Origin of the sequence: Pseudarthrobacter sp. NKDBFgelt (genome assembly GCF_046097905.1) — a bacterium.
GTDB lineage: Bacteria > Actinomycetota > Actinomycetes > Actinomycetales > Micrococcaceae > Arthrobacter > Arthrobacter polychromogenes.
On the sequence record NZ_JBJURL010000025.1, the window covers coordinates 17,808 to 30,581 of the forward strand.

The 12,774-nt window shown below is 66.2% G+C and carries 14 protein-coding genes; 10 read left to right on the forward strand and 4 right to left on the reverse strand.

The features are described 5' to 3' along the window. Window positions 1-4: 4 nt before the first annotated feature. From ACKAE7_RS08865 to ACKAE7_RS08880, 4 genes are all read left to right on the forward strand, one after another. Complete coding sequence (locus ACKAE7_RS08865; protein WP_408978971.1) at window positions 5-1,042, forward strand: carbohydrate ABC transporter permease; 1,038 nt, start codon at window positions 5-7, stop codon at window positions 1,040-1,042. Continuing rightward, window positions 1,039-1,935, forward strand: a complete 897-nt coding sequence (locus tag ACKAE7_RS08870; RefSeq protein WP_408978972.1) for a carbohydrate ABC transporter permease — start codon at window positions 1,039-1,041, stop codon at window positions 1,933-1,935. The genes ACKAE7_RS08865 and ACKAE7_RS08870 overlap by 4 nt, the downstream gene beginning before the upstream one ends. Continuing rightward, the gene (locus tag ACKAE7_RS08875) at window positions 1,932-2,186 is read left to right on the forward strand and encodes a hypothetical protein (protein ID WP_408978973.1); all 255 of its coding nucleotides are present in this window, start codon (window positions 1,932-1,934) and stop codon (window positions 2,184-2,186) included. Before ACKAE7_RS08870 ends, ACKAE7_RS08875 begins: the two co-directional genes overlap by 4 nt. A gap of 134 nt (window positions 2,187-2,320) precedes the next feature. After that, a complete protein-coding gene (locus tag ACKAE7_RS08880; protein WP_188810385.1) occupies window positions 2,321-3,373 on the forward strand; it encodes a LacI family DNA-binding transcriptional regulator in 1,053 nt (350 codons plus the stop codon). 49 nt (window positions 3,374-3,422) lie between these two features. Here the strand turns inward: ACKAE7_RS08880 and ACKAE7_RS08885 are convergent, their stop codons facing one another. After that, window positions 3,423-4,319 carry a hypothetical protein gene (locus tag ACKAE7_RS08885; protein WP_188811363.1) on the reverse strand — a complete coding sequence of 299 codons (897 nt, stop codon included), beginning with the start codon at window positions 4,317-4,319 and terminating at the stop codon, window positions 3,423-3,425. A 34-nt stretch (window positions 4,320-4,353) separates the two neighbouring features. Then, window positions 4,354-5,160 (reverse strand): exodeoxyribonuclease III, encoded by an 807-nt coding sequence (locus ACKAE7_RS08890; protein ID WP_191035356.1) that lies wholly within the window; start codon window positions 5,158-5,160, stop codon window positions 4,354-4,356. A gap of 256 nt (window positions 5,161-5,416) precedes the next feature. Between ACKAE7_RS08890 and ACKAE7_RS08895 the strand changes: the two genes are divergently transcribed. From ACKAE7_RS08895 to ACKAE7_RS08910, 4 genes are read left to right on the forward strand one after another with little or no spacing between them, the layout of a single operon-like run. Beyond that, window positions 5,417-6,916, forward strand: coding sequence for a CoA-acylating methylmalonate-semialdehyde dehydrogenase (locus tag ACKAE7_RS08895; RefSeq protein ID WP_408978974.1), 1,500 nt, complete (start codon window positions 5,417-5,419; stop codon window positions 6,914-6,916). Next, window positions 6,916-8,031 carry an enoyl-CoA hydratase/isomerase family protein gene (locus ACKAE7_RS08900; RefSeq protein ID WP_408978975.1) on the forward strand — a complete coding sequence of 372 codons (1,116 nt, stop codon included), beginning with the start codon at window positions 6,916-6,918 and terminating at the stop codon, window positions 8,029-8,031. Before ACKAE7_RS08895 ends, ACKAE7_RS08900 begins: the two co-directional genes overlap by 1 nt. Window positions 8,032-8,033: 2 nt before the next feature. Continuing rightward, entirely contained in the window at window positions 8,034-9,023 is a 990-nt protein-coding gene (gene mmsB / locus ACKAE7_RS08905; protein WP_408978976.1) for a 3-hydroxyisobutyrate dehydrogenase, read from the forward strand. Further along, window positions 9,020-9,796, forward strand: coding sequence for an enoyl-CoA hydratase (locus ACKAE7_RS08910; protein WP_190613160.1), 777 nt, complete (start codon window positions 9,020-9,022; stop codon window positions 9,794-9,796). The genes mmsB and ACKAE7_RS08910 overlap by 4 nt, the downstream gene beginning before the upstream one ends. On the opposite strand, the gene ACKAE7_RS08915 is transcribed toward ACKAE7_RS08910, so the two are convergent. After that, the gene (locus ACKAE7_RS08915; RefSeq protein ID WP_408978977.1) at window positions 9,783-10,760 is read right to left on the reverse strand and encodes an NAD(P)/FAD-dependent oxidoreductase; all 978 of its coding nucleotides are present in this window, start codon (window positions 10,758-10,760) and stop codon (window positions 9,783-9,785) included. The genes ACKAE7_RS08910 and ACKAE7_RS08915 overlap by 14 nt on opposite strands. A gap of 90 nt (window positions 10,761-10,850) precedes the next feature. Between ACKAE7_RS08915 and ACKAE7_RS08920 the strand changes: the two genes are divergently transcribed. Both ACKAE7_RS08920 and ACKAE7_RS08925 read left to right on the forward strand, forming a co-directional pair. Next, complete coding sequence (locus ACKAE7_RS08920) at window positions 10,851-11,426, forward strand: helix-turn-helix domain-containing protein (protein WP_188811657.1); 576 nt, start codon at window positions 10,851-10,853, stop codon at window positions 11,424-11,426. Between the two features lie 71 nt (window positions 11,427-11,497). Further along, window positions 11,498-12,151, forward strand: a complete 654-nt coding sequence (locus ACKAE7_RS08925) for a DedA family protein (RefSeq protein ID WP_188811372.1) — start codon at window positions 11,498-11,500, stop codon at window positions 12,149-12,151. Window positions 12,152-12,194: 43 nt separating this feature from the next. On the opposite strand, the gene ACKAE7_RS08930 is transcribed toward ACKAE7_RS08925, so the two are convergent. Continuing rightward, window positions 12,195-12,701, reverse strand: coding sequence for a MarR family winged helix-turn-helix transcriptional regulator (locus ACKAE7_RS08930; protein ID WP_104188143.1), 507 nt, complete (start codon window positions 12,699-12,701; stop codon window positions 12,195-12,197). Window positions 12,702-12,774 lie beyond the last annotated feature (73 nt).

Here is a 12,774-nt window from a genome sequence, read left to right on the forward strand (position 1 = left end):
AACCATGGCTACCGAATTGGGCCCGACGCCGGCAACCAAGCCGGCGTCGGGCGGGACCCCGGTCCACCACGGCCCCAAGGGCGTAGGGGAAGACAACAAAATCCTCAGCCAAGGTAAGTGGGCCTCATGGCTTCTTGCCCCGACCATCATCGCCTTGGGCATCGTGATCGTTTACCCGATCATCAGCGCACTCATCATGTCCTTCCAGAAGGACGCCGGACTGGACCCTGCCACCGGCCTGTTCACGGCCGGTGGTCCGGCTGGCATCCAGAACTACGTGAACTGGCTTGGCCAGCAGTGCGCAGCCCCTGGCGGCGGCACTGTCGCCTGCCCGCCCGGCACGCTGGGCGGCCAGTTCTGGAACGCAACCGGAACCACGTTCCTTTTCACCGTTGTCACGGTCAGCTTTGAGACCGTGCTCGGGTTCTGGATGGCCATGATCATGGCACGCACCTTCAAGGGCCGCAGCCTCGTCCGCGCCGCTGTCCTGGTGCCTTGGGCCATCCCCACCGCCGTCACCGCCCAGCTGTGGCTCTTCATCTTCGCCTTCGAGGGCATCGCCAATAAGATGTTCAATGCCTCCATCCTGTGGACCGGAAGTGAGTGGCCGGCCAAGTGGGCCGTGATCATCGCGGACACGTGGAAGACAACGCCGTTCATGGCACTGCTGATCCTTGCGGGCCTGCAGATGATTCCGGCGGATGTTTACGAAGCAGCCAAGGTGGACGGTGCCACTGCCTGGCAGCGGTTCCGGCTCATCACGCTTCCGCTGGTGAAGCCGGCGCTGATGGTGGCCATCCTGTTCCGTACCCTGGATGCCCTGCGCATGTTCGACCTTCCGTACATCCTCACTGGCGGTGCCAACAACACCACCACGCTGTCCATCCTGGTGATTAACCAGATCAGGCAAGGGTTCAACTCAGCGGCGGCCTTGTCCACCATTACGTTCATCATCATTTTCCTGGTCGCATTCATTTTCGTCCGGTTCCTTGGTGCGAACGTTGTGGAGCAAAGCGGAGCCACGGGTAAGGGGAAGAAATGACAACCACGGCTGCCTCTACGGCTTTGCGGGCCAAACAGGATAAAGGACGCAAGGCCGCCCAGAATCGGGAGAAGTGGGCGCAGGGACGAACCTACATCAGCGCAGCGGTCATCCTGGTCTGGTGCCTGGCTCCTGCGTACTGGATGGTGGTGACGGCGTTCCGTGAAGTGGGCTATACGTACGACACCTCGCTGCTGCCCACCCACGTCACTTTGGACAACTTCGCCACCGCGTTCGACACGTCCTTCGGAAACCGGTTTGGCCAGGCTCTGCTCAACAGCGTCATCATCGGTACCGTCGTGACGATCGTTTCCCTGCTAATCGGGGTGTTCGCGGCCTATGCCCTGGCCCGCTTGAACTTCAGGTTCAAGTTCCTGGTACTTGGTTTTATCCTGGGCGCCTCCATGTTCCCCGGCGTTGCCCTGATCACCCCGCTGTTCCAGCTGTTCACCAACATCGGCTGGATGGGAACCTACCAGGCACTGATCATTCCGAACATTTCCTTCGTCCTGCCGCTCACCGTCTACACGCTGACCTCCTTCTTCCGCGAAATGCCGTGGGAGCTGGAGGAGTCAGCCCGTGTTGACGGCTGCACGCAGGGCCAGGCATTCCGGAAAGTGATCATGCCCCTGGCTGCTCCGGCGATCTTCACCACGGCAATCCTGGCGTTCATTTCATCCTGGAACGAGTTCCTGATCGCCAGCCAGCTGTCGAATGACGCCACGCAGCCGGTCACGGTTGCCATCGCCAGCTTTGCCGGTGCCCAGCCGAACCAGATTCCCTACACGGCCATCATGGCCGCGGGCACCATTGTCACCATTCCGCTGGTGATCCTGGTGCTGGTGCTCCAGCGTAAGATCATTGCCGGCCTGACGGCTGGTGCGGTCAAGTGACGCACCCTTCAGCGCAAGGCGGGCACAACGAAGGCTTCGTGCGTCCTGAGCGCCGCCGGGCCAGGTCCGGCGAGGATTTTGACATCATCATCGGGTTCCTCAGCTTCTGGGCCCTGGTCCTGCTGGTGGTCACTGTCTGGATGGAGGTGACGGCGCAGCCCGCCCTCGGCTGGGCGTTGGGCCTGCTGGCCACGCTCCTGGCGCTGTATGGAATGGTGCGGCTGCGGCGGCGGTTGCCGGACCGGAGGTAAAACTTCCGGTTCGGCCCGCCGCCGGGCACCCGGGCAGGTAACACTGCGATGCAAGCCGGCGCCCGAAATACCATTGCAGGGGGCATCGCACAGAAGCAGGGCGCATGCCTGCAGGGAGTATATGAGGGGACACCGTGGCACGCACAAGTGAAAGGTCTCAACGGGGCGGCCACAGCGGGGTCAGCATTGAAGACGTGGCGGCAGCCGCGGGAGTGTCCACCGCCACCGTGTCCCGGGCGGTACGGGGTCTGCCCCGGGTGTCACCGGCAACGCGGCAAAAGATCCTCGAAGTGGCTGGAGACCTGGGCTATGTGGCCTCCAGCTCGGCCTCGGGCCTTGCCACAGGCCGGACCAAGACCATCGGGGTGCTGGCGCCTTTTGTGAGCCGGTGGTTCTTTTCCAAGGCCATCGAAGGCGCGGACCGGGAGCTGCACGCCCGCAACTACAACCTGTCCCTGTTCAATCTGGGCGGGCACGGCAGCAACCGGGAACGGCTCTTCAGTAAGACCATGGTCTACAAACAGATCGATGCGCTGCTGGTCCTGTGTATGGCGCTGACCCATGAGGAACTCGAGCATCTGCAGAAAATCGACATACCCCTGGTGGTGGTGGGCGGCCACGTCGAGGAATGCGCCTACATCGGGATAGACGACTACGCGGCAGCCTCCACCGCCGTCCGCCACCTGATCGACCTGGGCCACCGGGATATTGCACTGCTGCACGGCGACGACGAGACGGACCTGAACTTCGACGTCCCCCGCGTCCGCATCCTGGCGTTCAAGGACGTGATGACGGCGGCCGGGCTTCCCACCCGGCCTGAATGGGATGAATGGGGCGACTTCACGGTCCGCAGCGGACAGGCCGCTTTCCGCCGGCTCTGGTCCAAACCGGGGACCAAACCCACCGCCATCTTCTGTGCCTCGGATGAGATGGCCATGGGCGTGATCTTCGAAGCTTCCCGCCTCGGGGTCCGGGTGCCGGAAGACCTGTCCGTCGTGGGAATCGACAACCATGATTTCGCTGAGGCCGTGGGCCTGACAACGGTGGGCCAGCGGCCCGACGAGCAGGCCGAGCTGGCCACCAAGATGCTCCTTGATGAACTGGACGGGCAGGTTGGATCGGTCCAGTCCGCCGTCGCGCCCCACGAACTGATTGTCAGAAGGACGACGGCGCCGCCACAGTCCTAGCGCCGCCCCGGTCAAGGGGACGGCTGGGGTATGCGCCGCCAGGGCCAGCCTAGGAGGCGCGCGCCAGCTGCCGGATGGGAATCCAGCGGGACGCCAGGCGTCGGTAGGCGGCAGCAGCACCGGTCATGTCGCCCTCCGCGAGGCACTCGATGCCCAGCCTGATGTCCATGGGGGATTCGTCCGGGTACACCTTGTCCGCGACAGCACCGTAATCGAGCTCCACCATGGAATCCACGTGGAACAGTTCAAGCCACTCGGTGAGCTGGGCAAGATCGTCCAGCATGTCCAGGTCCGGCGCCGCCAGGGCCAGGTTGGCCACCGCGTAGCGGGCACGCTCCAAAGCCTCGGTGATGGGCGCCCACACCCGCACTGTGACGATCCGCCCCCCGGCTTCCACAACGTCCTTGTGGTCCGACTCCATGAACAGCGAGAACCAGCTGAACGGGATTCCCCATGTGGATGCCCGGGTGTGCACGCGGGTGGAGCCGTCGCGGGCCTTCACCTGGTCGATCCGTTCCTGGTGCTTGTCCCGCTGTTCCTCGGGGATCAGCAGTTCCGCCAGCGGGCCGTGGATGCCCTCCATCAGGGCGTTGGCGGCCAGGCCCGCGCGCAGCACCAGCTGGCTGGGGCAGTACAGCAGCACAGGCTCAGCGCCGGCTCCGTCGGCAGATGGTTCGCTGTCGCTGCCGCCGGCCGGTGCCGGGGCGGCGGTGACGCGCACCAGGTCTGTGCGTCCGGTGGGGAAGGGGTCGCCTCCGGAGCGCGTGATGCGCCCCAGCGAAGCAAGCAGTTCGGCGTTTTCGACGGCGGCGCGGGAGGCAGCACGCGCCCCTGCCTCCTGGATCGCCTGCCGTTGCTCTTCGGGGAAGGCGTCCAGCGGTTCGTAGACGCGCAGGGTCGACGAGAACGGCAGGCCGGCCTGGCCCCGGTAGAGGTTTCCGGTCACGACGGCCTCCTTGCGTGGGTCCAGGTCACGGTCATCAGTCCGCCAGTTCCACCAGCACGGGTGCGTGGTCCGACGCTCCCTTGCCTTTACGCTCCTCGCGGTCAATCGAAGCGCCGGTGACGCGTGCTGCCAACGCCGGGGAGGCCAGCACGAAGTCGATCCGCATGCCTTCCTTCTTGGGGAAGCGCAGCTGGGTGTAGTCCCAGTAGGTGTACACGCCCGGTCCCGGCGTGTAGGGGCGCACCACATCGGTGAAGCCTGCCGACTCGAAGGCATGGAAGGCGGCGCGTTCCGGCGGGCTGACGTGCGTGTACCGGTTGTTGACGAAGAGGTCGATGTCCCACACGTCCTCGTCGAACGGCGCGATGTTCCAGTCACCCATCAGGGCCACCTGGGCACCCGGGTCCTGCGCGACGAGCTCCTGGGCGTGGGTCTTCAGGCTTTCCAGCCACTTGAGCTTGTAGGGCATGTGTTCGTCGTCCAGGGAACGGCCGTTGGGGACATAGAGGCTCCAGATGCGGACTCCGGCGCAGGTTGCAGCCATGGCGCGGGCCTCCTGGACCGGGTCCTTGCCTGCTTTGCCGAAGGAGGGCTGGTCAAGGAACGTCCGCTCAACGTCCTCCAGCCCCACGCGGGAAGCGATGGCAACTCCGTTCCACTGGTTCACGCCGAAGTGGGCCACCTCGTAGCCCATCCGCTCAAAGAGCTCCCACGGGAAGTTGTCGTCCTTGCATTTCGTCTCCTGGATGGCCAGGACGTCGCAGTCGCTGCGCTGAAGCCAGGCTTCAACACGGTCGGCGCGGGCACGGAGCGAGTTCACATTCCAGGTAGCTATCTTCACAGTTCCTAACCTACCTTGAGCGCCGGAATTGCGGACCCGGAAGTGCCGCCGAAACGGGGCACAACGGCGCGGACACGCCCGTGCATGCAGCTCTATTCGGCAGCATTAGGCACCCATGTGGCCCGGCACGGCGGTGCCTGCCATGTGGCTGGGACAGTGGAACAAGGACGGGCAACGTCCGGTGGAAGTTAGTAGGAAGTCCGAGTATATTCGCAACCAGAAATGACCTGGATCACATGCGAAGGAGCGTGCAGTCATGGTCCGTGAACTCTCCCACTACATCGGCGGCCATCACGCAGCAGGCCTGTCGGGCCGCTTTGGCGACGTCTTCGACCCCTGTACCGGCCAGGTCCAGGCCCGCGTGCCGCTTGCCGGCGGGGATGAGGTGCAGAACGCTGTGGCCGTCGCGGAGAAGGCGCAGGTGGAGTGGGCGGCCATGAACCCCCAGCGCCGGGGGAGGATTTTGCTGCGCTTCGTGGACCTGGTCAACCGGGACCTGGACGTGCTCGCCCGGCTGCTGTCCTCCGAACACGGGAAGACACTCGCTGATTCGAAAGGCGACATCCAGCGGGGCCTGGAGGTGGTGGAGTTCGCCGCCGGGGCGCCGCACCTGCTCAAGGGTGAGTTCTCCAGCGACGCCGGACCGGGGATAGACATCCACTCGCTGCGCCAGCCCCTGGGTGTGGTGGCGGGCATTACGCCGTTCAACTTTCCGGCCATGATCCCGTTGTGGAAGTCCGGCCCTGCCCTGGCCGCCGGCAACGCGTTCATCCTGAAACCCTCCGAACGGGACCCCTCGGTGCCGCTCCGGCTGGCCGAACTTTACACGGAAGCCGGCGTCCCGGACGGGGTGTTCAACGTGGTCAATGGCGACAAGAAGGCCGTGGACGCGCTGCTGGAGGATCCGCGCGTCAAGGCGGTGGGCTTTGTGGGTTCCACCCCGATTGCCCAATACATCTACGCCACGGCCGCCGCCCACGGAAAGCGGGCCCAGTGCTTCGGCGGGGCCAAGAACCACATGGTGATCATGCCCGACGCCGATCTGGACCAGGCAGCGGACGCCCTCATCGGCGCCGGCTACGGCTCCGCCGGGGAGCGCTGCATGGCCATCTCCGTTGCGGTACCGGTGGGGGAGGAAACAGCGGACCGGCTGGTGGCCAAACTCCAGGAGCGCGTCGCAGCCCTCAAGGTGGGCCACAGCCTTGACCAGGAGTCCGACTTCGGCCCGGTGGTGTCCGCGGATGCCAGGGAACGCATCGAGGGCTACATCCAGGCGGGGGCTGACGCCGGGGCCACCCTCCTGGCGGACGGCCGGGGACTCAATGTGCCGGGCCACGAGGACGGCTTCTGGGTAGGGCCCACCCTTTTCGACCACGTCACCACGGACATGGCGATCTACCGCAACGAGATCTTCGGCCCTGTCCTGTGCGTGGTCCGGGCGGCAGACTACGATGAAGCGCTCGAGCTGTGCACCAGGAACGAGTTCGGCAACGGCGTGGCCATCTTCACGCGCGACGGTGATGCCGCCCGCGATTTCGCCACCCGGGTGGACGTGGGCATGGTGGGCATCAACGTCCCCATCCCCGTGCCCATCGCCTACTACACGTTCGGCGGCTGGAAGGCCTCGGGATTCGGCGACCTGAACCAGCATGGCGCGGACGCTTTCCGCTTCTATACCAAGACCAAAACGGTGACCACGCGGTGGCCCTCGGGAATACGGCACGGAGCAAGCTTCGTGATGCCGGAAGGAAGTTGATGACGCACAGCGCACCACAGGGCACGGCTGATACAGGGGTTTCAGTGGACAGCAGGGAGGTGCTGTTCGAGCGCCGCGGCCGGCTGGGCGTCATTACCCTCAACAGGCCCAGGGCGGTCAACGCTCTCACGGCCGGCATGGTGGGGCAGCTCCTGGAGCAGCTCACCGCCTGGGCGGACGACGACGGCGTTGCCACGGTCCTGGTGCAGGGCGCCGGAGACCGGGGCCTCTGCGCCGGCGGCGACATTGTGGCCATCTATCGGGACATGCTGGAAGGTGGGGAACGGACCGCGCATTTCTGGGCAACCGAGTACCGGGTCAACTCCCTGATCGCCCGCTATCCCAAACCCTACGTGGCAGTGATGGACGGGCTGGTGCTGGGCGGCGGCGTCGGAATTTCCGCCCACGGGTCCGTGCGGGTGGTCACCGAACGCACCCGGACAGGGATGCCGGAAACCACCATCGGCTTTGCACCCGATGTGGGAGGGACGTTCCTGCTGTCCCGCGCCCCGGGCGAAACGGGCACCCACGCAGGCCTGACCGGCGCACACCTGGACGGAGCGGATGCGCTGTACCTTGGCCTGGCCAGCCACTTCGTCCCGTCCGAAAAACTGCCCGCCCTCGTGGCCGCGCTGGAAAACGAAACGGCGGAAGCCGCCGTCGTGCGTTACGGCACGGAGGCCCCGCCCTCGCCACTGCAGGGACAGCGGGACTGGATCGACGCCTGCTACTCCGCAGATGACGCCGAGGAAATCGTCCGGCGCCTGCGGGGACGCGAAGGAGAAGGAAGCGCCGAGGCCTTCCAGGCGGCGGACGCCATCGAGGCGAAGTCGCCCACGTCGGTGAAGGTCACGCTGGCCGCCCTCCGCCGCGTGAAAGGCCGCACCCTGGACGAGGCCCTGGCGCAGGAGTACCGGGTGGGCCTGCGGTTCCTGGAAGCGCCGGATTTCCGGGAGGGCATCCGGGCGCAGGTGGTGGACAAGGACCGGAACCCCCGCTGGAACCCGGCCACCCTGGCGGACGTGACGCCGGAACAGGTGGAGCGCTTTTTTGAGCCCCTGGGGAGCCGGGAACTGGACCTTCGGGGCGTGGAACCGCAGCAAAAAGGAGCCTGACCATGAGTGATAAATACACTGTCGCCTTCCTGGGCCTCGGCCACATGGGCGGTCCGATGGCCGTGAACCTGGTCAAGGCGGGTTATGCGGTGGCCGGCTTCGACGTGGTGCCGGCGGCCCTGGACGCCGCCACAGCCAGCGGCGTCCCGGTCGCGGCGGGCGCTGTTGAAGCCGTCTCCGGGGCTGACGTGGTCCTCACCATGTTCCCCAGCGGCCGGCATGTCCTGGATGCCTATCGTGGCCGGGAGGGGCAGCCCGGACTGCTGGCGGCGGCGAAGCCCGGGACCATGTTCCTGGACTGCTCCACGATCAACGTGGACGAGGCCAGGGAAGCAGCATCCCTCGCCATTGATGCCGGCCACCGCTCCGTGGATGCCCCGGTCTCCGGCGGCGTAGTGGGGGCCGAAGCAGGCACCCTCACCTTCATGGTGGGCGGGGACGCCGCGGACTTTGAGGCTGCGCGGCCGCTGCTGGACGTGATGGGCAGGCGCGTTGTCCACTGCGGTGCCCATGGCGCAGGCCAGGCTGCGAAGATCTGCAACAACCTGATTCTGGGCGTCTCCATGATCGCCGTCAGCGAGGCATTTGTCTTGGGGGAGAAGCTGGGCCTGAGCCACCAGGCGCTGTTCGATGTGGCCTCCGCGGCGTCCGGACAGTGCTGGGCGCTCACCACCAACTGCCCGGTGCCCGGCCCCGTTCCCACCAGCCCCGCCAACCGCGGCTACCAGCCAGGTTTTGCCGGCGCCCTGATGGCCAAGGACCTCTCATTGGCCGTCAATGCCCTCAACAGCACCGGGGTGGCTGCCCGGATGGGCCCGCTCGCCGCGGAAATCTACGATACGTTTGCGGCAGGGGAGGGCGCGGGAAGGGACTTTTCCGGCATCATCACCGACATCCGCGATATGTCCGGCCACAGGGCGGACGGCGGACCAGAGAACTCAGCTGGCAGTGCGTCGCACGGCGCAGCGCAGGACGACGGGAGCCCGGAGTGACCGAATACGCGAACATCCTCGTGGAGCAGCGGGGGCGGGTGGGCCTGGTGACATTGAACCGCCCGCAGGCCCTGAATGCCCTGGACAAGGCCACCATGGAGGAACTGGTGGCCGCGGTGAAGGCCATGGACGCCGATCCCGGAGTGGGGGCGGTTGTTATTACCGGCTCCGGCAAGGCCTTCGCAGCCGGCGCCGACATCAAGGAGATGGCGGCGCAGGGCTACATGGACATGTACGCAGCCGACTGGTTCCGCGGCTGGGAGGACTTCACCCGGCTGCGCATCCCCACCATTGCGGCCGTCTCGGGATTCGCCCTTGGCGGGGGCTGTGAACTGGCCATGATGTGCGATCTGATCATCGCCGGCGACAACGCGAAGTTTGGGCAGCCGGAAATCAACCTGGGCGTCCTGCCCGGCATGGGCGGCTCACAGCGGCTGACCCGAGCCGTGGGCAAAGCCAAGGCCATGGATCTAATCCTTACGGGGCGGTTCATCGGGGCGGAGGAGGCCGACCGCTGCGGCCTGGTGTCCCGGGTGGTCCCCGCCGAGGACGTGGTGGACGAGGCCTTGAAGGCCGCAGAGGTGATCGCCTCCAAGTCCAGGCCGGTGGCCATGGTTGCCAAGGAAGCCGTGAACGCCGCCTTCGAGACCGGTCTGGCCCAGGGGGTCCTGTTCGAGCGCCGGCTGTTCCACTCCCTCTTCGCCACCGAGGACCAGAAGGAAGGCATGGCGGCGTTCACGGAGAAGCGCCAGCCGGAGTTCAGGCACCGGTAGGGGACAGCGACCTCCGGTAGGCGTCGATGTCCGCTGCCAGTTCCTCCGCCATGAGGTGGTTGTTAATGACGACGGCGGTCCAGGCGGCAGTGGCCGCAGAGGCCAGCACCTGCGCCTTCAGGTCCGTGACGTTGCCGGCGGCCCAGACGCCGGGGACGGGCGTGCCGCCGTCGGCATCCGTTTCAAGGTAGGTTCCCGCTCCTGACGGATGTTCGGACGGACCCAGGCCAAGACCGGCAAAGGCGTCCAGCCGGGCATGGACGCGGGGCCCCACCACCAGCGCCTCCACGGCAACCTCCGGACCTCCGGCCAAGGCGACGCCACGCAGCCGGTCACGTTCAACCCGGACAGCTTCGGCAACCCCGTCCACCACCCGGATGCCGCGCGCCGCCAGCTGTTCGTATTCGGCGTCGGACGGGGCAACCCTGTTGTTCAGGAAGAGCGTGATGGTGCTGCTCCACTGCCGGAAGAGCAGGGCCTGGTGCACAGACCACGGGCCGTTCCCCAGGATGCCGATGGCCTGGTCCCGCACTTCCCAGCCGTGGCAGAACGGGCAGTGCAGCACGTCCCTGCTCCAGCGCTCACGCAGCCCGTCGACGGGGGGCAGCTCGTCCGTGAGCCCGGTGGCAATCAGCAGGCGCCGGCCGCGCAACTGCGTGCCGTCGTCGAGCGTTACATGGAAGCCCTGCGCCAGGCCGCCGCCGGCAGCCACGACCCTGCCGTGGACCACGGCAGCCCCGTAGCCCTCAGCCTCCGTTCGGGCGATGGCAAGGAGCTCACCGGGGCTGATCCCGTCGCGGGACAGGAATCCGTGGACACCGGCGGCAGGGGCGTTGCGCGGTTCCCCGCTGTCCACCACGGCTACGGACCGGCGGCTGCGGCCCAGCATCTGGGCCGCACTCAGTCCGGCAGCGCCGCCGCCAACAACCAGGACGTCATGGAGTGTTTCGAAGTTTTCAGTCATGGCTCCCATGCTGCTGCGTTCCGTTCGGACTGGCAAAGTATTTTGCTGGAATGGCAATATGGCTCCATGGATATGGGAGCCGAAAGCGGCATGGACGGGGGAACGGACGCTGTGCTTGCGGCGGTTGGACCGCGGCTCAGGGCGCTCCGCCTGGCCCGGGACATCACCCTGTCAGCGTTGGCAGACGCCACGGGCATCTCGGTGAGCACGCTCTCCAGGCTGGAGTCCGGCCAGCGGCGGCCAAACCTCGAGCTGCTGCTGCCCCTGGCGAAGGCCTATCACGTCCCGCTTGATGAACTGGTGGGTGCACCCGCAACGGGGGATCCCCGGGTGCACCTGCGGCCCATCACAGCGCGGGGGATGACCATCATTCCGCTCACCCGGAAGCCGGGCGGCATCCAGGCCTACAAGCACATCCTTCCGGCTGGGCCGCTGGACCAGCCCAACCCGCAGGTGCACGAGGGCTACGAGTGGCTGTACGTTCTCAACGGAAAGCTCCGTATGGTGCTGGGCAGCCAGGACCTGGTCCTGGGGGCGGGGGAGGCCGCCGAGTTCGATACCCGCGTGCCGCACTGGTTCGGCCGGGCGGATGGAAAGCCGGTTGAATTCCTCAGCCTTTTCGGCACCCAAGGGGAGCGGATGCACGTGCGTTCCCGGCCGTCCTGACCTTGGTCCAGCTTTTTCCCAGCTGCCTAGGGTAGACAGGACGGGACGGCCGGAAGCAGATGGGGAGTTCTATGTGGGGAATGGCGGCAGGCGCTGGCGGCTCAACTGACAATTTGACCGGCCTGGTGGGCGTTGCTGCCCGGACCATAGAGCACATGGGCGAGTGGGGCGTGGGTGCTTTCACCCTCGCCGAAACGGTGGTTCCGCCCATCCCCAGCGAGGTGATCCTGCCGTTGGCCGGCTACCTCGCCAAACAGGGTTCCCTGCAGCTGATCCTCGTCTTTGTCACCAGCACCCTGGGGGCCTACCTTGGTGCGCTGTTCCTTTACTGGCTGGGCGCGAAGCTGGGCCTTCAACGTTCCATCCGCGGGCTGTCCAGGCTCCCCCTGGTGGACCAGGAGGACTTTGAGAAGGCGGCTGGATGGTTCCGCCGCCACGGCAGGTCCTCCATCTTCTTCGGCCGGCTGCTCCCCGGTGTCCGCAGCCTGATTTCCCTCCCGGCCGGAGCGTCAGGGATGCCCCTGGCCACCTTCAGCGTGTACACCCTGGCGGGCAGCGGACTGTGGAACGGGGCCCTGATCGGCCTGGGGTACCTGCTGGGCACCCAATACCAGTTGATCGAGCAGTATTCCAGGTTCCTGAACTACGCTGTCTACGCTGCGCTGGGCGTGACGGTAGCCCTGCTCGTGGTGCGGCGGCTCAAACGGGAAAAAGTCCGACGCTGACGGGCCCATCCAGAAAGCCGCGCTTCACGCCCCAGGCCACGCATCACTCCTCGAAGTCGCCGGCGTTCCGGCGGAAGGCGCCGAGGATGCGGATCAAGTGGTCCACGTCGCCGGGGTCGAACCCCGGGGCGCTGAACACCTCGGCGTTGAGCGCCGCCGTCGAACGCTTCGCCAAGGTGCGCCCCGCGGTGGTGAGCTCAATCAGCGTGGTCCTGCCGTCGGTGGGATGCGGGGACCGGTCCACCAGGCCCGCCCGCTCAAGCCGGTCCACCGCATTGGTGATGGACGTGGGGTGGACCTGGAGCAGTGCGCTCGCCTTATTCATGGGCAGTGAGCCCTTCCTGGTGAAACTCAGCAGTGCCAGGAGTTCATAGCGGGCAAACGTCAGCCCGAACGGTTTGAGCGTGGACTCGATCCTGGCCAGCAGGATCTGCTGCGTCCGCATGATGGCGGTGATGGCAGCCATGGGAGCCGCGACGTCCGCCCAGCCATGTTCCTCCCAGTTCCGCCGTGCCTCGGCAATGGGATCGCGGGACAATGGGGTACCCATCGAACACCTTTCGTTCGGGTGACGCGCATCACTCTTTCGTCAGCGATGTGAATATACTAGGACATCCAATGGT